Source organism: Sphingopyxis flava, assembly GCF_900168005.1.
GTDB lineage: Bacteria > Pseudomonadota > Alphaproteobacteria > Sphingomonadales > Sphingomonadaceae > Sphingopyxis > Sphingopyxis flava.
The window spans coordinates 62403-89357 of sequence record NZ_FUYP01000012.1 but is presented as its reverse complement, the minus strand read 5'-3'; the positions used below and the strand labels follow the sequence as shown (position 1 = coordinate 89357).

Here is a 26955-nt window from a genome sequence, read left to right as displayed (position 1 = left end):
TCAGCGCCTACCCCCGCAAGGCTGGCCCGATGATGAATATCGTGAATATGGGCCAAAAGCTGTTTCGTGCAAGCCTGCTCCTCGCTTTCAGTGCGGCCCTGGCGGGCTGTGACGGTACCGCGCCTGCTCCCGATGCGAGCCCGCCGCTTGAAGGCGCGCGGATCGGCGGACCCTTCACGCTGACCGATCAGAACGGCCGTAGCGTGAAAGACAGCGATTTCACCGGCCAGTATCGCCTCATCTATTTCGGCTACAGCTTTTGCCCCGACATTTGTCCCGTTGACCTGCAAAAGCTGATGCGTGGGCTCGCCCGGTTCGAGAAGGATGCGCCCGAACGCGGCGCAAGAGTGCAGCCGCTGTTCATTACCATCGATCCGGCGCGAGACACACCCGAGGCGTTGAGAGCCTTTGTCAGCCGTTACCATCCGCGCCTGCTCGGCCTCACTGGAACACCCGAGCAGATCGCGCAGGCCGCCAAAGCCTACGTCGTCGTCTACAACAAGGTCGAGGGTTCGGCGCCCGATCGCTATCTGATGGCGCACACCCAGATTGCTTTTCTGATGGACCCCGAGGGCAAGCCGCTCGCAATGTTGCCGGTCGACGATCCCACGACCGATGGCGATGAGGGTGCTCCGGAGAAGGTCGCCGCCGAGCTCGCGAAATGGGTGAAGTAAGACCGGCCGCGCGCCCCTTCTGGGAAGCGCCACTTGCGAGCCTTGACGCCGGCGAGTGGGAGGCGCTGTGCGACGGATGCGGCAAATGCTGCCTGCACAAGCTGGAGGATGAGGAGACGGGCCGTATCTATCCGACCAATGTCGCATGTCGCCTGCTCGACCTCAAAACCGCGCGCTGCGGCGATTACAAGCACCGGCGCCGCCATGTCCCCGACTGTCTCACGCTGTCCAAGGGCAAGGTTGCCGACATAGAATGGCTTCCGCAAAGCTGCGCCTACCGCCTGCGCGCCGAGGGACGGCCGCTGCCCGAGTGGCATTATCTGGTCTGCGGCGACCGCGATGCCGTGCACCGCGCGGGCGAATCGATCGTCGGCTGGACGGTGAGCGAAGACGTTGCAGGCCCGCTCGAAAACCATCTGGTGCAACATGTCGTCTGAAGCGGGCTGCGCGGCCGATGGTCCGCATATCCGGATCGGTGAGGCGGCCTGGCCGGTGCGCCTTGTTCCTCATGCGCGAGCGCGTCGCTATCGGCTTGTTTTCGATGCTGCGCGCGCCGAGCTGCGGTTGACGCTGCCCCACCGTGCGAGCCGCGCCAAGGCCCTGCAATGGGCGGGTGAACAACATGAGTGGATCGCGGCCCAGGTCGGCAAGGCGGTGGCGCCGGTCATCGTCGGTCCCGGCACTTGCATTCCCTTCATCGGAATCGAACGTCGCATCGAGTGGGATCGAGCACGCCCCAGGGCGCTGTGCCTCACCGATGATGCCCTCATTCTCGGCGGGCCGGCCGAAACTGTGGGGCGCCGCGTCGAGCGCTGGTTGAAGACCGAGGCGCTGGCGCTGATGGAGCGCGAGAGCCGCGAGATTGCCGCGGCGGCCGGGCTGCGGGTCGGGCGCGTCGGCATCGGTGATCCCCGAAGCCGCTGGGGCAGCTGCACTTATGCGGGCGATCTGCGCTATAGCTGGCGGCTGATCATGGCACCGGGGCATGTCCGGCGCGCAACCGTCGCGCATGAGGTCGCGCATCTGCGCCATATGGACCACAGCGCGGCATTCCACGCGCTGGTCGATACGCTCCACGACGGTGACGTTACCGCGGCGCGCGGCTGGCTGCGGCGTGAAGGCCGCAGTCTGCACCGCTTCCGCTTTACGGCCTGACTTCGCCTGCCGCACTGTCCTGCGGCGCGCGTGCCGGCGGAATGCGAACCGCCGGCGGCGCGGGCCGGGCTGGGGGCGGTTGAACGGTTTTGGGTCCGCCGCTGCCTTCGGGTGAACGTCGACGCCCCGTTTGCTCCTCGATCCATTGTTGGTCGAGAACGGGCCCGTCGTCGATAGGCGGCGGCGCGACGCCGTCATCGGGGGGCAGGCCCATGCCGGGCAGCTCGATGGGCATGCCGTTCTCGTCAACCAGCCCGTCTTCTTCGGGCGCGCCGAACATGGCACCGTCATCCTCTTCAAGCTGCCACTCGGGCAGCTTCACCTCGGTATCGAATGCCTCGACAGGGCGGCGCGCCACGGCGATGCGCATATAGTCGGCAAAGGCCTTGGCAGGCGCCCGCCCCCCCTGCAGCCCGCCGACGGGTTTCGCATCGTCGCGGCCCATCCACACGCCCGTCGTCAGCCCGCTCGAAAAGCCCAGGAACCAGCCGTCCTTGTTGCTCGACGTTGTTCCGGTCTTGCCTGCGACAGGCCGGCCGATCTGCGCCGCGCGCCCGGTACCGGTGTTGACCGCAGTCTGCAGCAGGTCGGTGATGCCCGCCGCGACCCAGCTATCGACGAGCTGCTGCCCGCCCTCGGGCTTGCGCTGATAGAGGAGGCGGCCGTCGGCGGTTGTCACCTTGGTAATGCCGTAGGGATGCACCGACACGCCTCTGCGCGCGACCGCAGCGAAGGCGGCGGTCATGTCGATCACGCGAACCTCAGCGCTGCCCAGCACCATCGAGGGATGGGTGTTGATCGGCGTTGTGATGCCGAAGCGGCGCGCCATATTGGCGACTGCCGAAAAACCGATTTCGCTCCCCAGCTTCGCTGCAACCGTGTTGACCGAATAGGCGAATGCGGTGCGCAGGCTCATCGGTCCGGCGAAGCGGCCCGACGAATTGCGGGGCGACCAGCCGGCTATCGTCACCGGCTCGTCGACCACTTCGTCGTCAACCTTATAGCCCGCCTCCAGCGCTGCCATATAAACGAACAGCTTCCACGCCGACCCCGGCTGCCGAACCGCCTGCGTCGCTCGATTATAGTTCGACGCGACATAGTCCGAGCCGCCCACCATCGCCCGCACCGCGCCGTCGCGATCGAGCGAGACGAGCGCGCCTTGTACCCCGCTTGGGACATTAGCCTGAATTGCCGCGGTCGCCGCGCGCTGCATGTCGAGGTCGATCGTCGTATAGACGTCGATTGGTTCATTGCCCTCGTCGATCAGCATGTCGAGCTGCGGCAGCGCCCAGTCGGTGAAATAGCGTGCGCTGTTCTGGCCCGTTTCCTGCGCCAGCTCCACGTCGGCAGGCTTGGCGGCATCGGCCTGCGCCCGGGTGATCACCCCTGCATCGACCATGACATTCAAGACAACCCCGGCGCGGCCCAGCGCCGCCTGTGCGTCGGCTGTCGGCGAATAGCGCGAGGGCGCCTTGACCAGCCCCGCGATTACCGCGGCTTCCGACAGGCTCATGTCGGTCGCGCTATGGCCAAAAAAGCGCCGGGATGCAGCGTCGATGCCATAGCTGCCGCCGCCGAAATAAACCTTGTTGAGATAAAGCTCGAGGATCTCGTCCTTCGAGAATTTCCATTCGAGCGCCATTGCCAGCACCATCTCGCGCAGCTTGCGCGACCAGGTGTAGCTGTTTGAGAGAAAGACGTTACGCGCGAGTTGCTGCGTGATCGTCGAGGCGCCCTGCATGCGCCGCCCGCTCCCATAATTCTCGACCGCGAACACCCCCGCGCGCGCGAGGCCTACCGGGTCGACGCCCGGATGGTAGCGGAAGCGCCGGTCCTCGACCGCTACCATTGCGTCCTGCATGACCCTCGGCGTTTCGCGCAGGGTCAACCATCGCCCATAATTGGGGCCGAGCGAGAAAAAGATCGTGCCATCGGCAGCGTGGATGCGCACGGTCTGGCCGGCGGGCGATTTTTTAAGTTCCTCAAAGCTTGGAATGCGTTGCGCTGCAATTCCAACCGCGACCGCGATGGCCACCAGAGCGACGATTGCAAGGCCGATGCCCCAGCGGGCCATGCGGCGCACCCAGACCCGCAGGCGCGAGGGCTCGCCGCGGCCTGCTGAGCGGCCCTTTTTGCTTCTCGATGGTGATTTACCCGACGATGCCTGCTGTCTTTCGCGGCGCAAAGCCTCTGTTCCTTCCCTCGCCGCGCCCCTGCCGGTGCGACCCGTTGACGTCGGCCCCCCGGCGGCGTTCCGCTATTGCCGGCTCTCTGCCTCTTCCTGCCCGCGCTCGGCGAAGTCAAGCGCTGCGCTGTTAATGCAATAGCGCAGTCCTGCTGGCCCGGGTCCGTCGGGAAAGACATGCCCCAGATGGCCTTCGCACCGCGCGCAGCGTACTTCGGTGCGCATCATCCCGTGGCTGGTGTCGGTCAACTCGGTCACCGCGGTCTCGGTGGCCGGCGCCGTGTAGCTCGGCCAGCCCGAGCCGCTGTCATATTTGGTCCGACTGTCGAACAATGGTGCCCCGCAGCCCGCGCAGCGATAAATGCCATCGCCCTTGTGATCGACATATTTACCAGTGAAGGCGCGTTCGGTGCCACCTTCACGCAGCACATGGCGCGCCATCGGATCAAGGTCGCGGTCGGCTCTGGGATCGGTCATGGCATGAACTCCTCTGGGCGCGTCCGATGCCGGAACGCCGTTCTGTCCCTCATATCGTCCCGCGGCCGTTCCGTCGCAAGGGCCGTCTGTCCCTGCTGTCGATGCGGTGGGGCCGCCTTGCGGTGATCAGCGACGGCAGACGCTCGCAAGCATGGTGGCTAGCCCCGCAGCGCGGCGCCCAGTTTCGCAGCCGCGGCGACCACCTTGTCGGCAATCGCCTTGAGCTCGGGATCGGTGAAGCTCTTGTCTTGTGGCTGCAGCTCGACCTCTACCGCGAGGCTCAGCTGACCCTCGGGGACGCCCTCACCCGCAAAGCGGTCGAACAGGCGTACGTTGACGATGTTCGTCTTGTCGGCACCGCGGATCGCGCGGACGAGGTCCGCCGCGGCGAGTGTGTCGGGGGCGAGGAAGGCAAAGTCGCGGCGCACCGATTGCAGCGCCGGCGGCATGAAGGCCGCGCGAGCCGGACCGCTCGCGCGTTTCGCGGGGATCGCATCGAGAAAGATCTGCGCCGCCATCACCGGGCCCGCAACGTCGAAATGCCGGGTCAGCGCGGGGTGGAGCGCGCCGAATTCGGCGAGCACTGCCTTGGGGCCGAGACGCAGCGTTGCTGACTGGCCGGGATGCCAGATCGCGCCTTCGGCGTTGGCCGCCATGACCTGCAGCCGATCGGCGGGTGCCCCCGCGGCCTCGAGCAGCGTGAGCGCGGCGGCCTTTGCGTCAAAGGCGTCAAAAGGCGCGGCCTTCCCCGTCTGCCAATCGCGCGCGCGCTTCTCGCCGGTCATCAGCACTGCGAGCGTGGGACGCTCGGCATCGGCGAGGTAGCGCCGGCCGATCTCGAACAGACGGATGCTCGCGGCGCCGCGATTCTGGTTGCGCGCTGCTGCCGAAAGCAGGCCCGGGAGCAGCGAGGGACGCATGACCTTCATATCCTCGCTGATCGGATTGGCGAGCGACCACGCCCCGCCGCCGAAGGGGGCTGCCTCCCGCTCCGAAACGAAGCTCCAGGTCACTGCTTCGTGAAAACCTGCAGCTGCAGCAGCGCGGCGAAGGCGGCGCTCGATCAATTGCTCGGTGGTAGCGGTCGGCTTTGCGACGCCCTCGGCGCGCGGCAGCGGGGTCGACGGAATCGCCTCGAACCCGTGAATGCGCACGACCTCCTCGACGATGTCAGGGGGGCCATCCATGTCGCGGCGCCAGCTCGGCACGGTGACATGCCACAGCGCCCCCAGCTCCATGATGGTGAAGCCCAGCGCCTCGAGGATCGCGCGCTGTCGGTCCTCCGGAATAGCGACGCCGCCCAGCGCTTGCGCAAGCGCTGGGTCATAATCGATGTGCCGAGAGGCGACGGGCGGCGTTCCCGCGCGCGTCACGGTCGAGGGGGTGCCGCCGCACAGGTTGAGAATATGACCGGTGACAATCGCGGTCGCATCGTCGAGGAAAGCCGGGTCGACGCCGCGCTCGAATCGGCTGCGCGCATCGCTCGTCAGGCCAAGTGCCTGACCGGTGAGCGCGATACGCTCAGGGGTGAACCAGGCGATTTCTACGAGCACGTCGGTCGTCGTTTCGCTGCACCCCGAATGTTCGCCGCCCATGATGCCGGCGATGTCGTGGACGCCATTGTCGTCGGCGATCACTGTCATCGTGTCGGTCAGACGATAGTCCTTGCCATTGAGCGCCGTGACCGTTTCGCCCGCGCGCGCGCGCCGAGCGACGAGTGCGCCCGACAGCTTGGCGCGGTCATAGATGTGGCTCGGACGGCCGAGGTCAAACATCACATAATTGCTGATGTCGACGAGCGCGGAGATCGAACGCTGCCCGATTGCCTCCAGCCGGCGCCGCATCCATTCGGGGGCGGTGCCGTTGGTGACGCCGCGGATCGTGCGGCCGTAAAACGCCGGGCAGCCATCGGGGTCGTCGGTCCGGATTTCGGTCGCGGGCGCGTCCTCGCCCTCGATCGTCGGGACGTCGAGCGGCTTCAGTGTGCCGAGCCCAGCGGCGGCAAGGTCGCGCGCAATTCCGCGCACGCCCATGCAATCCTGCCGGTTCGGCGTGATCGAAACCTCGATCACCGGGTCATCGACGCCCGAATAGTCTGCGAAGGGCGTCCCGACTGGCGCGTCGGCAGGCAGCTCGATGATCCCATCATGGTCGTCGCCTAGCTCAAGCTCGCGCGTCGAGCACATCATCCCGTTCGATTCAACGCCGCGCACGGCGGCGACCTTCAGCACCAACTTGGTGGCGGGAACGACTGCTCCCGGCAGGCCGAGTACGCCGACAAGACCCGCGCGCGCATTGGGGGCACCGCAGACGACCGTGATCGGCGCGCCGCCCTCGCCGGTATCGACGCTGAGCACCTGCAGCTTGTCTGCCTGCGGATGCTTTTCGGCGGTCAGCACTTTGGCGACGCGAAATCCTGCGAACTTCTCGGCGGGATATTCGACGCCCTCGACCTCGTGGCCGATGCGATTCAGGGCCGCAACGACGTCGTCCACGGCGAAATCGCCATCGAGATGTTGGCGAAGCCAATCAAGCGTGATCTTCATGCCGAAATCCCCCCGGAAAGCGTCGGGACCGACAGAGCGCCAAACCCATAATGCGACAGCCAGCGGAGGTCGCCGTCGAAGAAGGCGCGCAGATCGTCCATGCCATATTTGAGCATTGCGAGCCGATCGATGCCGGCGCCGAAAGCGAAGCCCTGCCATTCATCGGGATCAAGCCCGCAATTGGCGATGACGTGGCGGTTGACCATGCCGCTGCCGAGCAGTTCCATCCACGCATGGCCTTCGTCGTCGCCCGACCCGCCAACGATACGGCGACCCTTTTCGACAGCATAACCGACATCGACTTCCGCCGACGGCTCGGTGAAAGGGAAATAGGACGGGCGCAGTCGCAGCACGATGTCGTCGCGCTCGAAATAGGCTTTGAGGAAGGTCTCGAGCGTCCACTTGAGGTGCCCCATGTGGATGCCGCGGTCAATGACGAGGCCTTCCACCTGGTGGAACATCGGCGTATGCGTCGCGTCGCTGTCGCTGCGATAGACACGGCCCGGCGCTATGATTCTGATGGGAGGCGCTTTTTCCATCATCGTCCGGATCTGCACCGGCGATGTGTGCGTCCGCAGCAACATCGCGCGGCCCTCGGCATCTTTCATTTGCGATGGAAAATAGAAGGTGTCGTGCATCGCGCGGGCGGGGTGCGTTTCGGGAATATTGAGCGCAGTGAAATTGCGCCAGTCGTCCTCGATCTCGGGGCCTGTCGCGACCGCGAAGCCCATGTCGGCGAAAATTTCCGCCAGTTCGTCCATCACCTGGCTCACCGGATGGACACTTCCCCGCGGGGTCTCGGCGGCGGGGAGGGTCATGTCGAGCCGCTCATCCGCAAGCTTGGCTTCGAGCGCGGCGCCTTCGAGCGCGGCTTTGCGCTCGGCGATTGCGGTGGTGACGGCCTCGCGCAGTGCGTGGATCTGCGGCCCCTGCTCCTGCCGCTCCTCGGTGCTCATCGCGCCCAGCGTCTTCAGAAGCGCTGAAACGCTGCCCGTCTTTCCGAGCGCGGCGACACGCAGCGATTCGAGCGCATCGAGGTCGGGTGCCGCGCCGATGTCGGCCACGAGCCGGGCCTGCAATGCCGGATAATCACTCATCGTCGTTCGTCCTGCGGCGGCGGTGCGCAGGCGGCGCCGCCACGTATCATGCCTGGTTTGTCGAGCTGCTGGCGGCGGAAGACCCGCTGTCGGCCCGCCGCCGCTTGCACCGAAGCAGCCGGGCGGGTCAACCCCAAGCTTGGCGCGGCGCTCTAGCCCTGCGGACGGTGCAATCCCTGGACAGCCTCCCCTGCGGCAGCGGCGCGGGCGAGCGCGGCGGCGCCGAGGATGGGCTTGGGGCGCGCTGCATACACGCGCGGGCTCATCCCCATGAAGCGCTGGAAGTCGCGGGTGAACTGCGCCTGGTCGTGATAATGATGATCGAGCGTCGCGGTCCACGCCATCGACGGGTCGAGCATGAAGCGCGCGAGGCTGCGCAGAAAACGCTGGCGGCGTAACAGCAGTTTCGGGGGAAAGCCGAATGCGCGGCGGCTGAGCCGTTCAACCGAGCGCTCGGAAAGATTGAGCGCGGCTGCAAGGTCGGCGACACTGCGCAGATCGTCGTCGACCAGCGCGCGATGCGCGGCGAAGATCGCAGGATCGTCGGGAGGCGCCTCGGCAAGCAGCCCGACGAGATGCTCATCGATCGTGCGCGCGTCCTCTTCGGGGCTGGTGGCTGCGGCAAGCCGGAGCCCGAGCGGCGCAAAGGCGGCGAAGGCAGGATGCGCGGCGCCGTCGCAGAAACGATCGGCGAGCGCCTCGGCGGATAATGGAACAAATTTGGCCCATCCCATCGGAAGCAGGCCAATGCCCCAGGCGCGCATCGTTCCCGCTGAAAAATAAGTCGCCATGCTCGTCGGGCCTGCCGCGATGAAGGCTGGGGCGGTTGCGGGAGTTGCACCCGCGATAGCCGCCAGCGGCGGCTCACCTGCGATGAAGCGCAGATTGGCCCATTCGGGGTGGAGATAATCCTCCACCCGTTCGCCGGGAGGCGCGTCTACCTCCGTCAGATAGATGATGCTGGCATAGGGGCGCAGTGCTGCGGACACGGGAAAGAAGCGCGTGGCGACGCGCGTTTCCGCTCTACCCGGTCCGGCCGCGGCGATACACTTCCCCACCGTCATCGGGTGATGGTGTCAGGTTCCTCGGAAAAGACAACAAGCTAGGCGGGCGCTTGTCGGATTCTTACAATTTTTTCCGGCCATGGGACGCTATGGGTCGGCGCCTGTGGGCACGCCTTGTGCCAAATTGTGGGGAACTTCCGCCGGCCGTCCAGCTTTCTGCGACCCACGGCTTATCGGTTCGGAGGGAGGGGGCGATGAATCCTCGCGGATCATTGCCGAGACGGCGCGGGAGGTTCGCCTCCGGCGCCGTCTCATTTTGGGGCCATGCGCATGTGAAAAGGGGCGGCCCGCCGGGACCGCCCCTTTTGATTGGGCAATGCAGCTGAAGTTCAGGCTGCCTTGGGCAGCGCTGCCTTCGCCTGCGCGATGATCGCGGTGAACACCCCGCCTTCATTCATCGCGAGGTCGGCCATGACCTTGCGATCGAGTTCGATCCCCGCCAGTTTCACGCCGTGCATGAACTGCGAATAGGTTAGACCCTCGGCGCGGACCGCTGCATTGATGCGCTGGATCCACAGTGCGCGGAAGCTCCGCTTCTTCACCTTGCGGTCGCGATAAGCGTACTGACCCGCCTTTTCGACGGCCTGCTTGGCAATACGGATCGTGTTCTTGCGGCGACCGTAATAGCCCTTCGCCTGCTTCAGGATCCGGCTGTGCTTGGCGCGCGTCGTCGTGCCGCGTTTGATGCGTGACATGCTCTGGCGCTCCTTACTTCAGGCCGTAGGGCGCCCAGAGGCGCACATGGGCCGCGTCCGAATCGCTGAGCACGCTGGTGCCGCGGTTGGTGCGGATATATTTTGAATTGTGGCTGATCAGGCGGTGGCGCTTGCCGGCGACGCCGTGCTTCACCTTGCCCGAGGCGGTGAATTTGAAGCGCTTCTTCACACCGCTCTTGGTCTTCAATTTGGGCATTTTGGTCTCCTTTGGAAGTCCGTTTGGTACCGGCCTGGCAGCCCTTGTAGCCAGCCGACACAATCGGAAGGCGCGCGCTTAGGGGGATTCGCGCGGAAAAGCAAGCATAGCGATCTTTGCAGGCTCGTGCGCGCGCGTCGTTCAGAAGCTCGCCCCATCGACCTTCTGAATATGCAGCGCCTCAAGGTCGGCGTCGGGAACGCAGCGCAGGTTCACTGCAGCCATCTTCGACCCATCGGGGCCGGTGCCGACGGAAAAGCCCTGGCACCCGCACTCGGTGCAGAACTGGTGGTCGATATTATGCTTGTGGAACCGATATGTCTTGAGCTTGTCGGACCCGCTTTTGAGGCGGAATTGGTCGACCGGCACGAAGCTCAGCAAAAAGCCCTTGCGCCGGCAATGCGAACAGTTGCAGCTCATTGCTGTCCCGGGAATTTCGCCCTCGACTGTAAAGGTTACCGCGCCGCAGTGGCAGCTTCCGTCATAGGCCATGGTCGATCCTCCCGGTCAGTGGTTGCAGGCGAGCCCTTCGATAACGTCCTCGAGCCGCGCTGGATCCCCCAGCGCGACGACATGGCCGTCGCTCTCGGCGTGGAGCGGCTCGCCATTCCAGTCGCACATCGTCCCGCCTGCGCCCTCGACCACCGGCACCAGCGCGGCGAAATCATGAAGCTTTAGCCCCGCCTCGACAACCAGGTCGACATGGCCGCTTGCGAGCAGACCATAATTATAACAGTCGCCGCCGAACACCATGCGCTTGTGTGCGGTCTGCGCGGCGAGCGCCATGAAATGCTCGCCGTCATGATCGGCAAAATATTGCGGCCCTGTCGTTGCGAGGGTCGCATCGGCGAGACTGCGGCAGGTGCGCGTCCCTGCGACCTTGCCGTTGAACAGTGTCGGCCGACCTGCCGCGCCCACCCAGCGTTCGCCAGCGATAGGTTGGTCGATGATGCCGAGTATCGGCCAGCCGTCCTGCAAAAGCGCGATCAGCGTACCAAAGATTGGCCGCCCCGCCATGAAGCTGACCGTGCCGTCGATCGGGTCGAGCACCCACTGACGCGCGGCGCCGGCGCGCTCGGTACCAAATTCCTCACCGATGATACCGTCGCGCGGCGCCTCGGCCTCCAGCAAGCGGCGCATCGCTGTCTCGGCGCTGCGGTCGGCGTCGGTCACGGGCGAAGCGTCGGCCTTTGCCTCGTGCGCACAGTCGGCACGGAAGAAGGGGCGGATGGCCGCGCCCGCTGCATCGGCGAGGCGGTTGGCAAGCGCGAGATCGGATTCGAGCGACATGTGCGCAGCGCTAGCCGAGCCGCGCCGAACCCGCCAGCCTCAACCGCGCCCACGCCGAGCGGAAGAGGATTTTGACCTGTTTTACAATTCTTATATAATCTGTACATTCGTGCCCGAATGGCCGAAAGCTTTCCTCTCGATCCTGTCATCGCGACCTTTGCGCGTTACGGGCTGCGCCGCACCTCGATGACCGATCTCGCGCAGGCGCTCGGCGTGTCGCGCCAGTCCCTCTACAACCACTTCGGGTCGAAGGACGCCCTCGCGCGCTGGGCGGTGCAGGCGCTCATAGACCGCTCGCTTAGCGAGGCGCTGCGGGCGCTCGAGCAGCCGGCGCGGACGCTCGCCGATCGACTCGCCGATTCTCTCGACGCCTGGGTCGGGCGACACCGTGATGCGCTCCACGCCTCGCCCCTCGGGGTAGAAATAGTCGCTGTCATGCAGCCTCACCCGCCAGAAGCGGTGCGGATCGCCGAACGGCGGCTCGTCGCGGCGATGACCGAGGCGATTCGGCTCAGCGGCCCGGGGTCCGCTGTGCCGCGTGCGGGCAGCATGGCGCAGGCACTGTGCTGGACGGCCCGCGGGCTGGTTCATGCTGTCCCAGACCATAAGAGCTTCCGCCGCCAACTCGACCATATAGCCGGCGCGCTCGTGGCGCGTTGATCGAGAGGTCGACGGGCTCGCCCGCTGGTCAGCGTTGCCGCCCACCCCTGCCCAAAGGAGATCCGATTGGCTTTCCGGGTCGCCCACTCAGAATCCGCGCTGGCCATGAAGTTGCTCGCGGGGCGGGCGGCAACGCTCGGCGGGGAGTCCGCGAAGCCGGGATTCCAGTTCGGCAAAGAGCCCGTCGGCGTCGGCCTCATCGACATGGTCATGCGCGCAGCCTGACGGTTTGCGCGCGCCTGTCTCCAGATCGAGCAAGCGAAAGGTGATGCGATTCCCGTTCGACAGCCGCCCTCGCCCTTGCAGAGAATGAAACCAGCGGCTCGGGAAAAAGGTCAGCGCAGGCTTCATCGCGGCGACACCCAGAAAAGATGTCACCTGAATGAGGCCGGATAGCGGGACATCAGTCGAACAGCGAGGAGACGCTTGTTTCGTCAGCGATGCGTTTGATGGCTTCGCCAAGCAGCGGCGCGACGGTCAGCGCGCGAACCTTCTTGCTATCGTTCACCGCGTCGGTCGGCTGGATCGAGTCGGTGATGACGAGCTCTGTCAGCTCACTTGCATCGACACGCGCGACCGCGCCGCCTGACAGGACGCCGTGCGTGCAATAGGCAACGACGCCCTCGGCGCCCGCGGCTCGCAGCGCTGCAGCGGCGTTGCAGAGTGTTCCCGCCGAGTCGACGATGTCGTCGATCAATATGCAGAAGCGCCCAGCGACGTCGCCGATGATGTTCATCACTTCCGACTCGCCCGCGCGCTCGCGCCGCTTGTCGACGATTGCGAGCGGGGCGTTGTCGAGGCGCTTGGCGAGCGCGCGCGCGCGCACCACGCCGCCCACGTCCGGGGACACGACCATCAGATTCTTGCCAGCGAAGCGCGCCTGAATGTCGGCGCTCATCACCGGCGCGGCATAGAGATTGTCGGTCGGAATGTCGAAAAAGCCCTGGATCTGTCCGGCGTGCAGGTCGATGGCGAGGACGCGGTCGGCGCCCGAGGTGGTGATGAGGTTCGCGACCAGCTTTGCCGAAATCGGGGTGCGCGGCCCGGGCTTCCGGTCCTGACGGGCGTAGCCAAAATAGGGGATGACTGCCGTGATTCGCTTCGCCGAGGCGCGTCGTAGCGCATCGGTCAAGATCAGCAGCTCCATCAAATTGTCGTTCGCCGGGAAGTTGGTGGGCTGCACGACGAACACATCCTGGCCGCGGACATTCTCGTGAATCTCGACGAAAACTTCCTCGTCAGCAAAGCGGCGTACGCTGGTATCGGTCAGCGGTAGCTCGAGATAATCGGCGATCGCACGGGCCAGCGGCAGGTTGCTGTTGCCGGAGATGAGTTTCATGGGGTGCGACGCCCTTTCGCGCGGGGTGGAATTGCGGGCCCCCTTAACCAGCAGGCGGGCGAAGGGGAAGGGGGTAAAGTATCGCGCTGCCCGGCGCCGCCGACCAAGGACGGTCGGGGCCGAGGCCGGGGACGCTTCTCTTCGGTTGAACGGGCAGGGCGGTTGCGCCTACACCCTCGGCATGACAACCGAGCTCCTTATCGTTCTGTCCCAGATGACCCAGGTCGTCGGCGACCTTGCCGCCAACGCTGCCGCGATGCGCGCAGTGCGCGCGCGGCATGAGGCCGCTGACCTTATTGTCTTTCCCGAACTGCAGCTTGTTGGCTATCCGCCCGAGGATCTGGTGCTGAAGCCCGCGCTCGCCGAGCGGGCGCGGGCGATGCTCACCGACCTCGCGGCCGAGACCGCTGCCGGCGGCCCGGCGATGCTCGTAGGCTCGGTTGAGCGCGACGACGAGGGGCGGCTCTACAATATCGTTGCCCTGCTCGATGAAGGTCGCGTCGTGGCGACGCGGCGCAAGCATGAGCTTCCGAACTATGGGACCTTTGACGAAAAGCGCGTCTTTGCTTCCGGTCCGCTTCCCGAGATTGTTGAATGGCGCGGGGTGAAGCTTGGCCTGCCGATCTGCGAGGACGGCTGGTTCCCGACCGTTTGCGGACACCTCGCAGCACAGGGCGCTGAGCTTCTGATCTCGGTCAACGGCAGCCCCTATGAGATCGACAAGGACGACCGGCGGCTCAGCCAGGTCTTCGGTGCGCGGGTCGCCGAAACCCGGTTGCCCCTCATTTTTCTCAACCGTGTCGGCGGACAGGATGAACTGGTGTTCGACGGCTGCTCCTTCATCCTCAATGCCGACGGACGCCCCGCGCACCGGCTTGTGGACTGGGAGGAGGAGGAGCGCGTCACCCGCTGGACGAAGCGCGGGACCGGTTGGACTTGCGAGGCCGGTGCGATTGCCGAGTGGGAGGCGCACCCCGCCGACATCTACAGCGCAATGATCCTCAGCCTGCGCGACTATGTCGAGCGCAACCGTTTCCCGGGCGTCGTGCTGGGACTTTCGGGCGGGATCGACTCAGCGCTCTGCGCCGCCATTGCCGCCGATGCGCTTGGTCCCGACAAGGTCTGGAGCGTCATGCTGCCCAGCCGCTTTACCAGCCCGGCGAGCCTTGAGGATGCGGCCGCCTGCGCGGCGATGATCGGCTGCCGCCTCGATACGATCCCGATCGTCGATGCGATCGATGCGTTCGACGCGATGCTGAGCGGCACCTTTGCCGGCCGAACCCCCGACACCACCGAGGAGAATGTCCAGTCGCGCATCCGCGGCGTCACCTTGATGGCCCTCAGCAACAAATTCGGCCCGATGCTGCTCACCACCGGCAACAAGAGCGAGATGAGCGTCGGCTATGCGACCATCTATGGCGACATGGCGGGCGGCTACAATCCGCTGAAGGACGCCTATAAGACAACCGTCTTTGCCGTCGCGAAATGGCGTAACGCGAATCTCCCGCGTCTATCGCGCAACCCGGTGACGCCGGTGATGCCCGAGTCGATCATCAGCAAGCCGCCCAGTGCCGAGCTTCGCCCCGACCAGAAGGATGAGGACAGCCTGCCACCCTATGCCGATCTGGACCGGATGCTCCACATGCTCGTCGAAGAAGAAGCGAGCGTCGACGATGTGGTCGAACGCTATGGTTTCGAGCGCGACGCGGTGGCGCGGATCGAGCGGCTGCTGATGATCGCTGAATATAAACGCCGCCAGGCGCCGCCCGGTGTCAAGCTGTCGACCCGCAACTTCGGGCGCGATCGCCGCTATCCGATCAGTCACGGATTCCGGACGGGCTGACTCGCCTTCACGGCGAATCGGGCTATAGGCGCGCCATGACCGTCACCACCCGCTTCGCCCCCTCGCCGACCGGCCACCTCCACGTCGGCAATGTTCGCACCGCGCTCCACAACTGGATGTGGGCGCGCAAGCATGGGGGGCGCTTTCTGCTCCGCATCGACGACACCGATCTTGAGCGGTCGAAGGAGGAATATGTCGAAGGCATTCGCGCGGACCTCGCGTGGCTGGGACTCGATGTCGACGGCGAGGAACGCCAGTCGGAACGCTTCCCCCTCTATGAGGCCGAATTTGAGAAGCTGAAGGCGGCGGGGCGCGTCTATGCCTGCTACGAGACCCCCGAGGAGCTGGAAGTCCGCCGCAAAATCCTCCTCTCCCGGGGCTTGCCGCCGGTCTATGAGCGCAAGCCTGCAGGCGCGCCGGCGCCCGACGGCGCCGCGCCGCACTGGCGCTTCCGGCTCGATCATGACGCGCCGATCGCATGGATCGATCTGGTTCGCGGGCCGCAGAATTTCGACCCGAAGACGCTCTCCGACCCCGTGGTGCGGCGCGCCGACGGCAGCTGGCTCTATCTTCTCCCCAGCGTCATTGACGATATCGCGATGGGGATCAGCCATGTTGTACGCGGCGAGGACCATGTTTCGAACACCGCGACGCAAATCCAGATGTTCGCCGCGCTGGGCGCCGAGCCCCCGCAATTTGGGCACGAGGCGCTGCTCGTCGGCACCGAGGGCAAACTGTCGAAGCGGCTCGGCGCGCTTGGCATGGGGCAATTGCGCGACGCGGGGATTGAGCCGATCGCCCTCGCGGCACTGCTGGCGCGGCTCGGGACAAGCGATCCGGTCGAGCCGGTGACAAGCCTCGCGCCGCTGATTGCGGGCATCGATTTTGCGCGCTTCGGGCGCGCGCCCGCGCGTTTCGATGAAACCGAGCTTGCGCTGCTCAACCAGAAGATCCTCCATCACACCGATTATCATGCGGTCGCGCCGCGACTGCCCGCGGCGATCGACGAAGCCCGCTGGAATGCGATCCGACCGAACCTGATGACCGTTGCTGAAGCGGCGGACTGGGCGGCAATCTTCGACGGGCCCTTCGCACCGCCTGTACCCGATTCCGCGGACCGCCCCGTGCTCGCCGCCGCAGCCGCGGTGGTGGATTCGCTGGACTGGTCCGCCGATCCATGGGGCGCGCTGACAGACTCCGTGAAAGCGGCGACGGGGGCAAGCGGCCGGGCCTTGTTCCTCCCTCTCCGCCGCGCGCTTACCGGGCGCGACCACGGCCCCGACATGCGCGAACTGCTTCCGCTCATCGCGAAAGCGGAAGCCGCCGCGCGCCTCGCAGCCGTCTAATCTCGGCCGGCTCCCTCCCGCTCCCCATGCTGACGCGGATCCTCATTCGGGGATGACGCCTCGCGCTTTCTGTCTCCGATTGACAAGGAGAGTGATGTTATATTATCACACGCCCTGGATCCTTCCTGATATTGCGCGGCACGTTCGCTGACATCCGCGTGTCAGCATTGATCGGGGGGCCACAGGCTGAGGAGAGAGGCCATGACGCTGATACCCTTGATTTCCGCCCTCACCGTCACTCCCGAGCGAGCTTTTGTCGGCGCAACTGGTTATGATCCCGGCGCCGGGCATCGACCGATCGCCGCGGCATTTGCGATCGGGCTTCCGGCCGCGCTCGTGGTCGCCGTGGCGCTATCGCCGATGATTGTCGAGCCCGCACCGGTGATCGCCCCGATCCAGGGGACGCTGATCGAGCTGCCTCCCCCGCCCGCGCCGCCGCCCGATCCGAAACCCGAGATCAAGGCGCAGCCGAAGAGCGCACAGGCGACTGAAACCCTCGATACCCTCGTCAAGCTGCCCACAGCTCCAGACAATAGCGTGATCAAAGGGCCGCCGGTGCTCGACCCGCCGCCGCCCATCGCCGGTCCTGTCCATCTCGACCCCGCCCCGCCCAAACTCGTGCTGGCGGAGGTGGACCCCCGCTTTGCCGGGCAGTTCCAGCCCGAGTATCCGCTTCGCGAACAGCGCGCGGGGTTGGAAGGCAGCGTTACGCTGCGCGTGCTGATCGGCACCGACGGGCGCGTGAAGGCAGTTGAACTGGTGCGCGCCGATCGACCTGGCTTTTTCGAGGCAGCAAAGAAGCGCGCGCTGTCCAAATGGCGCTTCCGGCCCGCGACGCGCGGTGGCACGCCCGAGGAAAGCTGGAAGGAAATGACCGTTCGCTTCCAGATCCAGGACGGATGAAATTGCGGCCGGACGAAGGGGCCTTGGCGCCCTTCGCCCGCTGCTTTTGCTTGACAGAGCCCGCGAATCCCGCCAATGGCGCGCGGATAAATGGGGGCGGCGCCCAGAGCGCGGCCCTCTTGTTTTTCACACCGACCGCCGGGGCCACCAGTCCCGCCGCATCGGCCGGACGCCCGGCAGATGTGCCAATATTTCGAGGAACAGGGCCATGGCCAAGCCGACGACCGTCAAGATCAAGCTGGTGAGCACCGCCGATACGGGCTTCTTCTATGTCACCAAGAAGAACCCCCGCACGATGACCGAGAAGATGTCGGTGCGCAAATATGACCCGCGTGCCCGCAAGCACGTCGAGTTCAAGGAAGCCAAGATCAAGTAATGCTGACCTCTGCGCGGCTTCGCCGCGCGGATGGAGATGTTCTACCCCCGCTTCGAACCGGGATCTGAAGGGCGGCCGTGTGCCGCCCCTTTTCATGTGGGTGATGAATTCGGGCGGTGACGTCGGGCGGCGGGCGTTGGTGCGTCGCCGCTCGCGAGGGGAATGAGTCGACCCGCCACCGTTGACCTCGCCTAAGCCCGCGTCCCGAAAAGCGCGGTTCCCACGCGGACATGCGTCGCGCCCAGCATCACCGCGGTTTCATAATCGCCGCTCATGCCCATCGAGCGGAGGGGAAGACCCTGGCGCTTAGCCAGTTCGTCGAGCAGGGCGAAATAGGGCGCAGGTTCGACGTGGGCGGGGGGGATCGCCATCAATCCGTCGATCGTCAGTCCCGACGCTTTTGCTTCGGCGAGCAGGCCGGGCAGGCCCTCCACCGCGCACCCGCCCTTTTGTGCCTCGTCGCCGACATTGACCTGCACGAACAACTGCGGATGTCGGCCTGCCTTGGTGCATGCCTTGCCGAGGGCCTGGACGAGCGAGGAGCGATCGACCGAATGGATGGCGTCGAACAGCGCCACCGCGTCCTCGGCCTTATTCGACTGGAGCTGGCCGATCAGATGGAGTTTGATGTCAGGCGCCTCGGCGCGCAGCGCGAGCCATTTGGCGGCCGCCTCTTGAACACGATTCTCGCCGAAGTGCCGTTGGCCCGCGGCGATCAGCGGACGGATCGCCCCGGCATCGTGCGTTTTCGACACCGCGATCAGGCAGACGTCGTCCGCGTGCCGCTGCGCCCGTTTGGCCGCTCCGGCTATCGCCGTGCGCACCTTTGCCAGCCTGTCCGCCGCGTTGCTCATCCTGCCTCCTGTTCCGCGCGCCCGTTGCGCGCCGTGGCCCGGCGCCTATAGAAAGCGCGATGGCCCGACACCAGCCCCCGCTGCCCATGCTCTGGTTGCTGAGCGACGAACGCATCGGGGCGCCTCTCGCGCGGCTGGCGGTTGAGCTGCCGCCGGGCAGCGGCATCATTCTGCGTCACGACACACTGCCCGATGCCGAGCGCTGGCGCCTGCTGCGACGACTGAAACATATCGCGGCGGGGCGCAGACTCGTCGTCATTCTCGCGGGAACACCTGCGCTCGCCCGGCGCTGGGGCGCCGACGGTGTTCATCTGCGCCAGCATCAGGCGGCGCAGGCGCGTGCGGCGCGCCGCGCCAGGCTGCTCCTGACCATGCCGGTTCATGACGCTGCCGAAGCGGCCGCTGCGCGCCGCGCCGCCGCTCGAGCCGTCTTCGTTTCTCCGCTTCATCCGACGCGGTCGCATCCCGGCGCCGCGGCCCTGCGGACCGCAGCCTGGCTCAGGCTTGCACGGCGGGCGGGAGGTCAGGCGATCGCACTCGGCGGGATGACACCGGCCCGCGCGCGCGCGCTGCGCCTGCAAAGCACAAGCAGTCAAATCCAGCCTGGCTGGGCGGCGATTGACGCGTGGGCGGAAAAGGCGGCGCAGCGCCGGAGGCTTCAGAAGCGGAACTGCGTTCCAACATAGACCGCCTGACTGTCGCGCCGGGCGTCGGTCAGCGGTTCGAGGCGGTCGTCGGCCTTGTAGCGGACGCCGGCAGTGACATCGAGGTTGCGCGTGATGCGATAGCTGCTGACGACGTCGACGGACTGAGTTTCGCCCGGCGCGGTCACGCGGTCGGTTGCACCCGCGGGGTCGCTCGTCCGATTGATCATGCGCGTCGCAAAACGCGACCTGCGTTCGGCCTGCTCGGGCGCACGCGCGACCGGAAGATTGCGAAGGTCGGTGCCGCGCGGCAGTTGCGGCGTTACGAATTTCTCGAATCCGACCGAAGCTCCGAGGTCATAGGCGACCGGTGCGATCGCGACAGGCGCAGTACGTCCTTTGGCAAGCGCGGCGGTGCGCGCGGCGCTCGACGCGTCATCGCGGGCGCGAATCACGACGGTGATCGCGCGATTCTTGCGGCTGTCATCGGTGACGGCGGGCGTGAAGCTGAAATTCCGGCGGGCCGCTTCGGATACTTTGGCGTAGCGAGCAATGAGCCGCGGGTCGCCTGCTGCAGGTGTGAATTCGCCAAGCAAAGTCTTGGAAATCGACAATTTTTGAACGCTGTCGGAGCGCGTCATCGCGGCAAGCGCGGGGGGTAGCGCAAGCGAAAGCCCCGCCGCAACGACGAGACCCCCCTGCCAAAAATGTCGCGGCGATCGCGCCATCTCTCTGCGACTCCAACCCCAATTCGATCGATAGATAGGCGGGCTTGCTCGACAATTCCAGTGATTCGCGATTCTTTGTTGTCGGCGTTCCGATTTTTGCCCTGGTTGTTGCGCGATGACCACAGTCGGCGCATTTTTCTGACCCGACCCTGACTGCCGCCTGAACCACGACGAACGGGAAATTGCCGCGCTTGCCGGACGGCGGCAAGGGCGATAGAGACGCTCCCAATCCGCAGCAACGCGGCCGGGTCCGCCCGCATCCCGCGTCCAAGATAAGGTGTTTCGGCATGTCTCAGCTTTCCGCCCTCGCCGCGCTCGGTCGCCGTCCCGCCACCATCGCGCTGCTCGGGCTCGCGGCGCTCGGTCTCACGGGCTGCGGCGGTAAGGAACGGCCGCGCGCCGACCTCGCCGCGTCGCAGGTCACGACCATCGGCGTGAACAGCTATTTGTGGCGCGCCTCGCTCGATGCGCTCTCGTTCATGCCGCTACTCCAGGCCGATTCGTCGGGCGGGGTCATCATCACCGACTGGTATGCAAACCCGCAGAACCCGAACGAGCGGATGAAGGTGACGGTGTCGATTCTTGACCGCGACCTGCGTGCCGATGCGCTGCGCGTTGCAGCCTCGCGGCAAGTCACGCAGGGCGGCACATGGGTCGATGCACCGGTGGAAGCGGCGACGGTGCAGAAGCTCGAGGAAGTCATCCTCACCCGCGCCCGCGATCTGCGTCGTTCGGCCATCGAGGGCTAATCTTGCGGCGCGCGCGCCGCTCTATGATGATAACGGGGTAAGACAGAAATGACCCGCGAAACGCGCTTTGGCGCCCTGGCCGCCGACGCCCGATGGCAGGCGGCGTGGGAGCGTGCGAATAGCTTTGCCACCACCGATTCCGGCGACAAGCCCAAGGCCTATATTCTCGAGATGTTCCCCTATCCGTCGGGACGCATCCACATGGGGCATGTGCGCAACTACACGATGGGCGATGTGCTTGCCCGCTTCAAGCGGATGACCGGGCATGACGTCCTTCACCCGATGGGCTGGGACGCGTTCGGCATGCCCGCCGAAAATGCGGCGATGGAAAAGGGTGTCCACCCGAACGGCTGGACCCGAGCGAATATCGAGGCAATGCGCGGCCAGTTGAAGCGGCTTGGTCTCGCGATCGACTGGAAGCGCGAACTCGCGACGTGCGACGCCGACTATTACGGACAGGAACAGGCGCTGTTCCTCGACCTTTTCGCGGCGGGGCTCGTTACGCGCAAGGAAAGCTACGTCAACTGGGACCCCGTCGACATGACCGTGCTCGCCAATGAGCAGGTGATCGATGGCCGTGGCTGGCGCTCGGGCGCGCTGGTCGAGAAAAAGAAGCTGTCGCAATGGTTCCTCAAGATCACCGAATTCGCCGATGCGCTGCTCGAGGGGCTGAAGAGCCTCGAGAAGTGGCCCGACAAGGTGCGGCTGATGCAGGAAAACTGGATCGGCAAGTCGCAGGGGCTCGAATTCTCGTTCAAGCTCGCCGGCGGTGCGCCGGGGTTCGAGGTGTTCACGACCCGTCCCGACACGCTCTACGGCGCAAGCTTCGCGGCGATTTCGCCCGACCATCCGCTTGCCGAACGCCTCGCGAAGGATTCGCCCGAACTCGCGGCCTTCATTTCCGAGTGCCGCCGACAGGGGACCTCGGCCGAGCAGCTTGAAACCGCCGAGAAGCTGGGCTTTGACACCGGTCTCGCGGTCCAGCATCCGCTCGATCCCGACTGGCACCTGCCCGTGTGGGTCGTCAATTATGTGCTGATGGATTATGGTACTGGTGCGATTTTCGGCTGTCCGGCGCACGACCAGCGCGACCTCGACTTTGCGCGCAAATATGACCTCCCCGTCCACCGCGTCATCGCTGACGGTGAAGAGGATGGGCAAGTCTTTCACGGCGAGGAGGCCTATGTCGGCCCCGGGCGCCTCGTAAATAGCCATTTCCTCAACGGCATGAGCATCGATGAGGCCAAGACGGCCGTGATCGCGCGCGCCGAGCATGAGGGCTGGGGCAAGGGCACGACCGTGTGGCGTCTGCGCGACTGGGGCGTGTCGCGCCAGCGCTATTGGGGGACCCCGATCCCCTTCATTCATTGCAGCACCTGCGGGCTGGTGCCCGTGCCGAAGAGCGAGCTTCCCGTAACCCTGCCCGAGGACGCCGACTTCTCGGCGCCCGGCAATCCGCTCGACCGTCATCCAACGTGGAAGCATGTCGCCTGCCCGTCGTGTGGCGGCGGAGCATTGCGCGAAACCGACACGCTCGACACCTTCGTTGATTCTTCCTGGTATTTCTTGCGTTTCGCATCGGCCCCGTCGGACCGGCCTTTCGATCCGAAGGTGATCCAGCGCTGGTTGCCTGTGGATCAATATATCGGCGGCATCGAGCATGCGATCCTCCACCTGCTCTACGCGCGCTTCTGGACGCGTGCGCTCCACAAGCTCGGGATGATCGATATCAAGGAGCCCTTCGCCAGCCTCTTTACGCAGGGCATGGTGACCCACGAAACCTATTTCCGCGCACAGGGCGAGGGGCTGCCGCCGCTTTATTTCACTCCCGAGGAGGTGGCGCGCACCCCTGAGGGCGCGACGCTTCTCGCAGATGGTGCGCCCGTCGAGGTCGGCCGCGTCATCAAGATGTCGAAGTCGAAGAAGAATGTCGTCGATCCTGACGCCATCCTCGATCAGTACGGCGCCGACGCCGCGCGCTGGTTCATGCTCTCCGACAGTCCTCCCGAGCGCGACCTGCCGTGGAGCGAGGCGGGGATCGAGGGGGCCTGGCGCTTCGTTCAGCGCTTGTGGCGCCTGTTCGGCGAAACAGAGACTGCTGGCGACGGCGGCGAGGATATCGCGCTCGCTCGCAAGCTCCACCGCGCAATCGCGGGGGTCGCCGCCGATATCGAGGCGCTGGGCTTCAACAAGGCCGTGGCAAAGATTCACGCGCTTGCCAATGACATCGAAAGGGCAATGCCCTCGGCTACCCGCGCTGAGGCGTGCCGGACCTTGATCCTGCTCGTCGCGCCAATGATGCCGCATCTTGCCGAAGAGGCGTGGGCTGCGCTCCCCGACGCGCAGCGGACCGCCGCGTTGGTCGCGGACGCAGCCTGGCCTACCGCAAATCGGGCACTGCTCGCCGATGACGAGGTCACGATCGTGATCCAGGTCGCAGGCAAGCGCCGTGACGAAATCACGCTCGCAAAGGGGCTGGACAGGGTTGCGGTCGAGGCTGCGGCGCTCGCGCGCCCGCGCATCGCGGAACTGCTCGGCGGTGTAGCTCCGAAGAAGGTGATTGTGGTCCCCGACCGTCTGGTCAATATTGTCCCCTGAGATGCGCGCCCTCCTTGTCTCCTGCCTCGTTGCCCTTTCGCTGCCGCTCGGCGGCTGCGGACTCCGTCCGCTCTACGCGAGCGGCGCGAAGGGCGGGGTGGCAACGATGCTCGCCGACATCGATGTCGGTCCGATCGAGGGACATTCGGGTTGGCTCGTCCGCAACGCGCTGCGCGACCGCTTTGTCGCGGCGCAGGGTGGGCGGGGCGAAGGCAATCGCTACCGGCTCGACGTCAGGCTTGAGGACAGCATCACCGGCTTCGGCGTGCGCTCCGACGACGCGGTGACGCGTGAGCGGCGGACGCTGCGTGCGCGCTACCAGCTTGTTGATTCGCAAACCAACCAGGTTCTGCTCGACGCGACCGCCGCGCAGGACGCCGGCATCGACGTCGTCGGTAGCGAATATGCGACGATCGCTGCCGAAAATTCGTCGCTTGAACGACTGGCATCGGGGATTGCCGACCAGATCGTCGCGCGGCTCGCGGTCTATGCGAACCGCGGCGGACCCGCGGCAGCACCGACCAACCCCACTCCGTGAAGACGGTCAAGCCCGCAGAGCTTGAACGCCAGACCCGGCTCGACCCCGCGGTTCGCCTGACCCTGCTGACGGGTCCGGATGACGCGACAATGAACGCTGTCGCGGCGCGGCTCGTTGCGCTTGCGGGCAAGGAGGCCGAGCGGCTCGACCTTTCCTCATCGCAGCTTGGGCAGGACCCCTCGCTGCTTGCTGGCGAAGCGGCGTCGATGTCGCTCTTCGCCGCTCAGCGCGTGATTCGGCTCGAGATCACGGGGAGCGGCGACGATTGCGTCGAGGCGGTCGCGGCGCTGATCGCAGCCGAAACCGCCGTCAATCCGGTAATAGCGACTGGCGCCACGATAACCGCCAAGTCCAAGCTGGTGAAGCTGATCGAAGGGGCGGACCATGCGGTCGCTGCCATCTGTTACCAGCCCGACCGCCGCGCGCTCGTGGGCATTGCGATTACTGCAGCCGAAGAACAGGGGCTGAAGCTCTCCAATGCGGAGGCTCAGCTACTCGTCGATCTTGTCTCGGGCGATCAGGCATTGATGCGGCGCGAGCTGGAAAAGATCGCGCTCTATCTCGACGCGGCGCGCGATCGGCAGCGGCAGGTTGCCGCCGCCGATATCGTCGCGCTGGGGGCCGCGACCCACGAGGAAGATGTCAGCGAGTGCATCAACGTCGCGCTCGGCGGCAAGGTGCGCGAACTTCCGGACATGCTGGCAAAGGCGGCGGCGGTCGGAGTTGCCGAGATCCGTATCATCCGTGCGCTCGCCATTCGCACGATGCAGCTCGCGCGGCTGCGCGCCGAGGTTGACGCGGGCGCGCATCCTGCAACGGTGGTGTCGGCGCGCAGCAGCGGGGTCTTCTGGAAAGAGCGCGATGCCGTCACTGCACAACTCCACATCTGGGATTCGCTCCGCATCGCTCGGCTGATGAGCCGGCTGCTCGACTGCGAGCGAGCGCTCAAGGCGTCGGGCACCGCGGGCGCCGTGCTGTTTCGAAAGCTAATGACCGATATCGCCTGGCAGGCCGCGCGGGCACGCTAGGGGCCGTTCTCTTTCGCTAAAGGGAAAGTGGCGCGCTATGCCGCGACCTCGCGCGCTTCGAGCCGAGCCTTGGGGTCGTCGGGCGGTACAAAGGTCCAAAGCGTATCGCCTGCATCGATGCTCGGCCGGTGCTGGACCGAAAATACCGCAAGGTCGCCCGAGGCGCGCACCACCGCCAGCGTGTCGCCGCCCGACGCCTTCATCCGTGCGACGAAATCGGCATAAGTGAACTTCTCCGTGATCTTCGTCCGGCCAAAGGTCCAGCCGGCCAGCAGCCGGTCGAGTTGTTCTTCGATCGGCGTGCCTGCGAGCGTGAGCACGCGCCCGCGCCGCTGGTTGCCGGGCCGGGCTACGCCGATCATTCGGCTGACCCGGTCATGCCCGACCTCGGGCGCCAGCTCGCTGCACACCAGTGCGTTATAGGCGTCATTGTCGGTCGCCGCGATCAGCTGCTGATAACGGCCCATGTCGAGCCGGTCGTCATGCGTCTCGTCCAATATGTCGCCGTGATAGACCGGCAGACCGGCGCGCCGCGCGCGGCGCAGCGCAAACAGGCTCGTGTCGGCGATGAGTACGTCGCGCCCCTGCGCCTTGATGAACTGGGCAAAGGCGACCGTCCAGCTGTTGGCCCCGACGAGCAGCACGCCGTCGCCCTTGCCGCGGTCGAGCCCCAGCCAGCGAGCGAAGGGAGCGGCTGTGAAGCCGTGGGCAAAGATTGTCGCGATCACCACCGCAAAGGAAAGCGGCACCAGCGCCTCGGCGCCCGGGATGCCATAGTCGGACAGGCGCAGCGCGAACAGGCCGGTTACCGCTGCGGCGACGATACCGCGTGGCGCGATCCACGCGACGAAAAGTCGCTCCTTGAACGGAATGCGTGTGAAGAGCAGGGCGAACATGATCGTCAGCGGACGCACGACGAACAGCAGCAGGACCAGGAAGACGACAAAGCGCGCCTGGAAATTGGTCACCACGGTCCAATCGAGCGTTGCCGAAAGAATGATGAATACGCCCGACACGAGGAGGACGGTCAGATCCTCCTTGAAGCGCAGCAGCATGTGGCTTGAGTCGGTTTCGCGGTTCGCCATCACCACGCCCATCACGGTGACGGTGATCAGGCCGGTTTCGTGCATGATCACATCGGCAAAGACGAAGGCCGCGATCACCGTGGTCAGCAGAACCGGCGCCTTCAGATATTCTGGCACCCACCCCCGTACGAAAGCGGAGGTCAGGGTGAAAGCCGCGCCGCCGCCGATCAGCATTGCGAGCACGCTCGCCGCGACGACGTCGGTGGCAATGGCGATGCCGTTCGCCTGCGCACCGCCGTGAGTGATATAGGCGTAGATACCAACCGCGAGCAGCGCCCCGATCGGGTCGTTCACGATGGCTTCCCATTTCAGCATATGCTTGACGCGCGGGGTAATATTGAGCGAGCGGAGCAGCGGCACGACCACCGTCGGACCCGTGACGACCATGATGCCGCCGAACAGCGCTGCGATCTCGAGCGGCAGGCCTGCCCCGTAATAGGCGGCTGCGGTGCCGAGCGCCCAGCCTACTGGCACGCCGACGAAGACGAGCATGAACACCGCGACGCCAGCGTGGCGAAGCTCGCGAAACTTCAAGGTCAGCCCGCCCTCGAAGAGGATAACCGCGACCGCGAGCTTGATCATCGGTTCTCGCAGCGCGCCGAAATCCTGCTCAGGGTGGAGGAGCCCCAGAACCGGGCCGGCAATGATGCCCGCGATCAGCATCAGTGCAATCGCCGGCCGTCCGGTGCGCCACGCGATCCACTGGGCGCCGATGCCGATGACCCCGATCAGGGCGATTTTGACGAGCAGGGAGTCGATTGCAAACATGCCGCGGAGCCTAAGACATGGCGCGAAAAAGACGCCACAAAAAAGCGACCGCCCGCTTGCCGCAAGGAAAGCGGGCGGCCCCTTCTTTCAGCGAAG

At 65.7% G+C, this 26955-nt stretch carries 27 protein-coding genes; 14 read left to right on the top strand and 13 right to left on the bottom strand.

The window, feature by feature from the left end:
* The first annotated feature begins 29 nt into the window (after positions 1-29).
* The 3 genes from B5X69_RS11445 to B5X69_RS11435 are packed head-to-tail and all read left to right on the top strand — an operon-like array spanning position 30 to position 1829.
* Entirely contained in the window at positions 30-674 is a 645-nt protein-coding gene (locus tag B5X69_RS11445; RefSeq protein ID WP_139375765.1) for an SCO family protein, read from the top strand.
* Positions 662-1111 (top strand): YcgN family cysteine cluster protein, encoded by a 450-nt coding sequence (locus B5X69_RS11440; protein WP_079638833.1) that lies wholly within the window; start codon positions 662-664, stop codon positions 1109-1111. Before B5X69_RS11445 ends, B5X69_RS11440 begins: the two co-directional genes overlap by 13 nt.
* Positions 1101-1829 carry a M48 family metallopeptidase gene (locus tag B5X69_RS11435; RefSeq protein ID WP_079638832.1) on the top strand — a complete coding sequence of 243 codons (729 nt, stop codon included), beginning with the start codon at positions 1101-1103 and terminating at the stop codon, positions 1827-1829. The genes B5X69_RS11440 and B5X69_RS11435 overlap by 11 nt, the downstream gene beginning before the upstream one ends.
* On the opposite strand, the gene B5X69_RS11430 is transcribed toward B5X69_RS11435, so the two are convergent.
* The 9 genes from B5X69_RS11430 to hisN form a co-directional block, all read right to left on the bottom strand.
* Positions 1819-3903 carry a transglycosylase domain-containing protein gene (locus tag B5X69_RS11430; RefSeq protein WP_139375764.1) on the bottom strand — a complete coding sequence of 695 codons (2085 nt, stop codon included), beginning with the start codon at positions 3901-3903 and terminating at the stop codon, positions 1819-1821. The two genes, B5X69_RS11435 and B5X69_RS11430, sit on opposite strands and share 11 nt — an antisense overlap.
* A 183-nt stretch (positions 3904-4086) precedes the next feature.
* Positions 4087-4491, bottom strand: coding sequence for a peptide-methionine (R)-S-oxide reductase MsrB (msrB, locus tag B5X69_RS11425; protein WP_079638830.1), 405 nt, complete (start codon positions 4489-4491; stop codon positions 4087-4089).
* 158 nt (positions 4492-4649) lie between these two features.
* On the bottom strand, positions 4650-7037 hold the full coding sequence (pheT, locus tag B5X69_RS11420) for a phenylalanine--tRNA ligase subunit beta (RefSeq protein WP_079638829.1): 2388 nt from the start codon (positions 7035-7037) through the stop codon (positions 4650-4652).
* Positions 7034-8134, bottom strand: a complete 1101-nt coding sequence (pheS, locus tag B5X69_RS11415) for a phenylalanine--tRNA ligase subunit alpha (protein WP_079638828.1) — start codon at positions 8132-8134, stop codon at positions 7034-7036. Before pheS ends, pheT begins: the two co-directional genes overlap by 4 nt.
* 152 nt (positions 8135-8286) lie before the next feature.
* Positions 8287-9198, bottom strand: a complete 912-nt coding sequence (locus B5X69_RS11410; RefSeq protein WP_079638827.1) for a helix-turn-helix domain-containing protein — start codon at positions 9196-9198, stop codon at positions 8287-8289.
* 329 nt (positions 9199-9527) lie between these two features.
* Positions 9528-9893, bottom strand: coding sequence for a 50S ribosomal protein L20 (gene rplT, locus B5X69_RS11405; RefSeq protein WP_079638826.1), 366 nt, complete (start codon positions 9891-9893; stop codon positions 9528-9530).
* A gap of 13 nt (positions 9894-9906) precedes the next feature.
* A complete protein-coding gene (rpmI, locus tag B5X69_RS11400) occupies positions 9907-10110 on the bottom strand; it encodes a 50S ribosomal protein L35 (protein WP_053555918.1) in 204 nt (67 codons plus the stop codon).
* Positions 10111-10251: 141 nt separating this feature from the next.
* Positions 10252-10602, bottom strand: coding sequence for a GFA family protein (locus B5X69_RS11395; protein WP_079638825.1), 351 nt, complete (start codon positions 10600-10602; stop codon positions 10252-10254).
* Positions 10603-10617: 15 nt separating this feature from the next.
* Positions 10618-11400, bottom strand: a complete 783-nt coding sequence (hisN, locus tag B5X69_RS11390) for a histidinol-phosphatase (protein ID WP_079638824.1) — start codon at positions 11398-11400, stop codon at positions 10618-10620.
* A gap of 117 nt (positions 11401-11517) precedes the next feature.
* Here hisN and B5X69_RS11385 point away from each other — a divergent pair, with 117 nt between their 5' ends.
* Together B5X69_RS11385 and B5X69_RS21475 are read left to right on the top strand one after the other, a co-directional pair.
* On the top strand, positions 11518-12060 hold the full coding sequence (locus tag B5X69_RS11385) for a TetR/AcrR family transcriptional regulator (protein WP_079638823.1): 543 nt from the start codon (positions 11518-11520) through the stop codon (positions 12058-12060).
* Positions 12061-12126: 66 nt separating this feature from the next.
* Positions 12127-12285: a hypothetical protein gene (locus B5X69_RS21475; RefSeq protein WP_176141581.1), complete on the top strand. Its 159-nt coding sequence runs from the start codon at positions 12127-12129 to the stop codon at positions 12283-12285.
* Positions 12286-12463: 178 nt separating this feature from the next.
* Here B5X69_RS21475 and B5X69_RS11375 read toward each other — a convergent pair whose 3' ends face one another.
* The gene (locus tag B5X69_RS11375; protein WP_079638821.1) at positions 12464-13399 is read right to left on the bottom strand and encodes a ribose-phosphate pyrophosphokinase; all 936 of its coding nucleotides are present in this window, start codon (positions 13397-13399) and stop codon (positions 12464-12466) included.
* Between the two features lie 181 nt (positions 13400-13580).
* On the opposite strand from B5X69_RS11375, the gene B5X69_RS11370 reads away from it, so the two are divergent.
* The 4 genes from B5X69_RS11370 (at position 13581) to rpmG (ending at position 17867) form a co-directional block, all read left to right on the top strand.
* Positions 13581-15242 (top strand): NAD+ synthase, encoded by a 1662-nt coding sequence (locus B5X69_RS11370; protein ID WP_079638874.1) that lies wholly within the window; start codon positions 13581-13583, stop codon positions 15240-15242.
* A 35-nt stretch (positions 15243-15277) separates the two neighbouring features.
* Positions 15278-16588: a glutamate--tRNA ligase gene (locus B5X69_RS11365; RefSeq protein ID WP_079638820.1), complete on the top strand. Its 1311-nt coding sequence runs from the start codon at positions 15278-15280 to the stop codon at positions 16586-16588.
* Positions 16589-16789: 201 nt separating this feature from the next.
* Positions 16790-17491, top strand: coding sequence for an energy transducer TonB (locus B5X69_RS11360; RefSeq protein ID WP_079638819.1), 702 nt, complete (start codon positions 16790-16792; stop codon positions 17489-17491).
* Positions 17492-17699: 208 nt separating this feature from the next.
* Positions 17700-17867, top strand: a complete 168-nt coding sequence (gene rpmG / locus B5X69_RS11355; protein ID WP_003042331.1) for a 50S ribosomal protein L33 — start codon at positions 17700-17702, stop codon at positions 17865-17867.
* 191 nt (positions 17868-18058) lie between these two features.
* Here the strand turns inward: rpmG and B5X69_RS11350 are convergent, their stop codons facing one another.
* Entirely contained in the window at positions 18059-18721 is a 663-nt protein-coding gene (locus tag B5X69_RS11350) for a YggS family pyridoxal phosphate-dependent enzyme (RefSeq protein WP_079638818.1), read from the bottom strand.
* A gap of 59 nt (positions 18722-18780) precedes the next feature.
* Between B5X69_RS11350 and B5X69_RS11345 the strand changes: the two genes are divergently transcribed.
* Positions 18781-19407, top strand: a complete 627-nt coding sequence (locus tag B5X69_RS11345) for a thiamine phosphate synthase (RefSeq protein WP_079638817.1) — start codon at positions 18781-18783, stop codon at positions 19405-19407.
* Here the strand turns inward: B5X69_RS11345 and B5X69_RS11340 are convergent.
* Positions 19380-20093, bottom strand: coding sequence for a hypothetical protein (locus B5X69_RS11340; protein ID WP_079638816.1), 714 nt, complete (start codon positions 20091-20093; stop codon positions 19380-19382). The two genes, B5X69_RS11345 and B5X69_RS11340, sit on opposite strands and share 28 nt — an antisense overlap.
* A gap of 287 nt (positions 20094-20380) precedes the next feature.
* Here B5X69_RS11340 and B5X69_RS11335 point away from each other — a divergent pair, with 287 nt between their 5' ends.
* Genes B5X69_RS11335 through holA form a run of 4 tightly spaced genes read left to right on the top strand, consistent with a single transcriptional unit; the run spans position 20381 to position 25006 of the window.
* Positions 20381-20842, top strand: a complete 462-nt coding sequence (locus B5X69_RS11335; RefSeq protein ID WP_053555929.1) for a DUF3576 domain-containing protein — start codon at positions 20381-20383, stop codon at positions 20840-20842.
* Between the two features lie 48 nt (positions 20843-20890).
* Positions 20891-23440, top strand: coding sequence for a leucine--tRNA ligase (leuS, locus tag B5X69_RS11330; RefSeq protein WP_079638815.1), 2550 nt, complete (start codon positions 20891-20893; stop codon positions 23438-23440).
* Position 23441: 1 nt separating this feature from the next.
* On the top strand, positions 23442-23978 hold the full coding sequence (lptE, locus tag B5X69_RS11325; protein WP_079638814.1) for an LPS assembly lipoprotein LptE: 537 nt from the start codon (positions 23442-23444) through the stop codon (positions 23976-23978).
* Positions 23975-25006 (top strand): DNA polymerase III subunit delta, encoded by a 1032-nt coding sequence (gene holA, locus B5X69_RS11320; RefSeq protein ID WP_079638813.1) that lies wholly within the window; start codon positions 23975-23977, stop codon positions 25004-25006. The genes lptE and holA overlap by 4 nt, the downstream gene beginning before the upstream one ends.
* Before the next feature lie 35 nt (positions 25007-25041).
* Here the strand turns inward: holA and B5X69_RS11315 are convergent, their stop codons facing one another.
* On the bottom strand, positions 25042-26859 hold the full coding sequence (locus B5X69_RS11315) for a cation:proton antiporter (RefSeq protein WP_176141580.1): 1818 nt from the start codon (positions 26857-26859) through the stop codon (positions 25042-25044).
* Between the last annotated feature and the right edge of the window lie 96 nt (positions 26860-26955).

What these genes read in the sequence shown, in the direction of transcription:
- B5X69_RS11410 (WP_079638827.1), bottom strand. Translation starts at nt 9,198, where the DNA reads ATGACGGTGGGGAAGTGTATCGCCGCGGCCGGACCGGGTAGAGCGGAA.
- B5X69_RS11360 (WP_079638819.1), top strand. Translation starts at nt 16,790, where the DNA reads ATGACGCTGATACCCTTGATTTCCGCCCTCACCGTCACTCCCGAGCGA.
- B5X69_RS11430 (WP_139375764.1), bottom strand. Translation starts at nt 3,903, where the DNA reads ATGGCCCGCTGGGGCATCGGCCTTGCAATCGTCGCTCTGGTGGCCATC.
- hisN (WP_079638824.1), bottom strand. Translation starts at nt 11,400, where the DNA reads ATGTCGCTCGAATCCGATCTCGCGCTTGCCAACCGCCTCGCCGATGCA.
- B5X69_RS11395 (WP_079638825.1), bottom strand. Translation starts at nt 10,602, where the DNA reads ATGGCCTATGACGGAAGCTGCCACTGCGGCGCGGTAACCTTTACAGTC.
- rplT (WP_079638826.1), bottom strand. Translation starts at nt 9,893, where the DNA reads ATGTCACGCATCAAACGCGGCACGACGACGCGCGCCAAGCACAGCCGG.
- B5X69_RS11340 (WP_079638816.1), bottom strand. Translation starts at nt 20,093, where the DNA reads ATGGCGCGATCGCCGCGACATTTTTGGCAGGGGGGTCTCGTCGTTGCG.
- B5X69_RS11345 (WP_079638817.1), top strand. Translation starts at nt 18,781, where the DNA reads ATGGCCCGACACCAGCCCCCGCTGCCCATGCTCTGGTTGCTGAGCGAC.
- leuS (WP_079638815.1), top strand. Translation starts at nt 20,891, where the DNA reads ATGACCCGCGAAACGCGCTTTGGCGCCCTGGCCGCCGACGCCCGATGG.
- rpmG (WP_003042331.1), top strand. Translation starts at nt 17,700, where the DNA reads ATGGCCAAGCCGACGACCGTCAAGATCAAGCTGGTGAGCACCGCCGAT.
- B5X69_RS11375 (WP_079638821.1), bottom strand. Translation starts at nt 13,399, where the DNA reads ATGAAACTCATCTCCGGCAACAGCAACCTGCCGCTGGCCCGTGCGATC.
- B5X69_RS11335 (WP_053555929.1), top strand. Translation starts at nt 20,381, where the DNA reads ATGTCTCAGCTTTCCGCCCTCGCCGCGCTCGGTCGCCGTCCCGCCACC.
- pheS (WP_079638828.1), bottom strand. Translation starts at nt 8,134, where the DNA reads ATGAGTGATTATCCGGCATTGCAGGCCCGGCTCGTGGCCGACATCGGC.
- msrB (WP_079638830.1), bottom strand. Translation starts at nt 4,491, where the DNA reads ATGACCGATCCCAGAGCCGACCGCGACCTTGATCCGATGGCGCGCCAT.
- B5X69_RS11435 (WP_079638832.1), top strand. Translation starts at nt 1,101, where the DNA reads ATGTCGTCTGAAGCGGGCTGCGCGGCCGATGGTCCGCATATCCGGATC.
- B5X69_RS11440 (WP_079638833.1), top strand. Translation starts at nt 662, where the DNA reads ATGGGTGAAGTAAGACCGGCCGCGCGCCCCTTCTGGGAAGCGCCACTT.
- B5X69_RS11365 (WP_079638820.1), top strand. Translation starts at nt 15,278, where the DNA reads ATGACCGTCACCACCCGCTTCGCCCCCTCGCCGACCGGCCACCTCCAC.
- B5X69_RS11445 (WP_139375765.1), top strand. Translation starts at nt 30, where the DNA reads ATGATGAATATCGTGAATATGGGCCAAAAGCTGTTTCGTGCAAGCCTG.
- B5X69_RS11385 (WP_079638823.1), top strand. Translation starts at nt 11,518, where the DNA reads ATGGCCGAAAGCTTTCCTCTCGATCCTGTCATCGCGACCTTTGCGCGT.
- B5X69_RS11315 (WP_176141580.1), bottom strand. Translation starts at nt 26,859, where the DNA reads ATGTTTGCAATCGACTCCCTGCTCGTCAAAATCGCCCTGATCGGGGTC.
- rpmI (WP_053555918.1), bottom strand. Translation starts at nt 10,110, where the DNA reads ATGCCCAAATTGAAGACCAAGAGCGGTGTGAAGAAGCGCTTCAAATTC.
- pheT (WP_079638829.1), bottom strand. Translation starts at nt 7,037, where the DNA reads ATGAAGATCACGCTTGATTGGCTTCGCCAACATCTCGATGGCGATTTC.
- B5X69_RS11350 (WP_079638818.1), bottom strand. Translation starts at nt 18,721, where the DNA reads ATGAGCAACGCGGCGGACAGGCTGGCAAAGGTGCGCACGGCGATAGCC.
- lptE (WP_079638814.1), top strand. Translation starts at nt 23,442, where the DNA reads ATGCGCGCCCTCCTTGTCTCCTGCCTCGTTGCCCTTTCGCTGCCGCTC.
- B5X69_RS11370 (WP_079638874.1), top strand. Translation starts at nt 13,581, where the DNA reads ATGACAACCGAGCTCCTTATCGTTCTGTCCCAGATGACCCAGGTCGTC.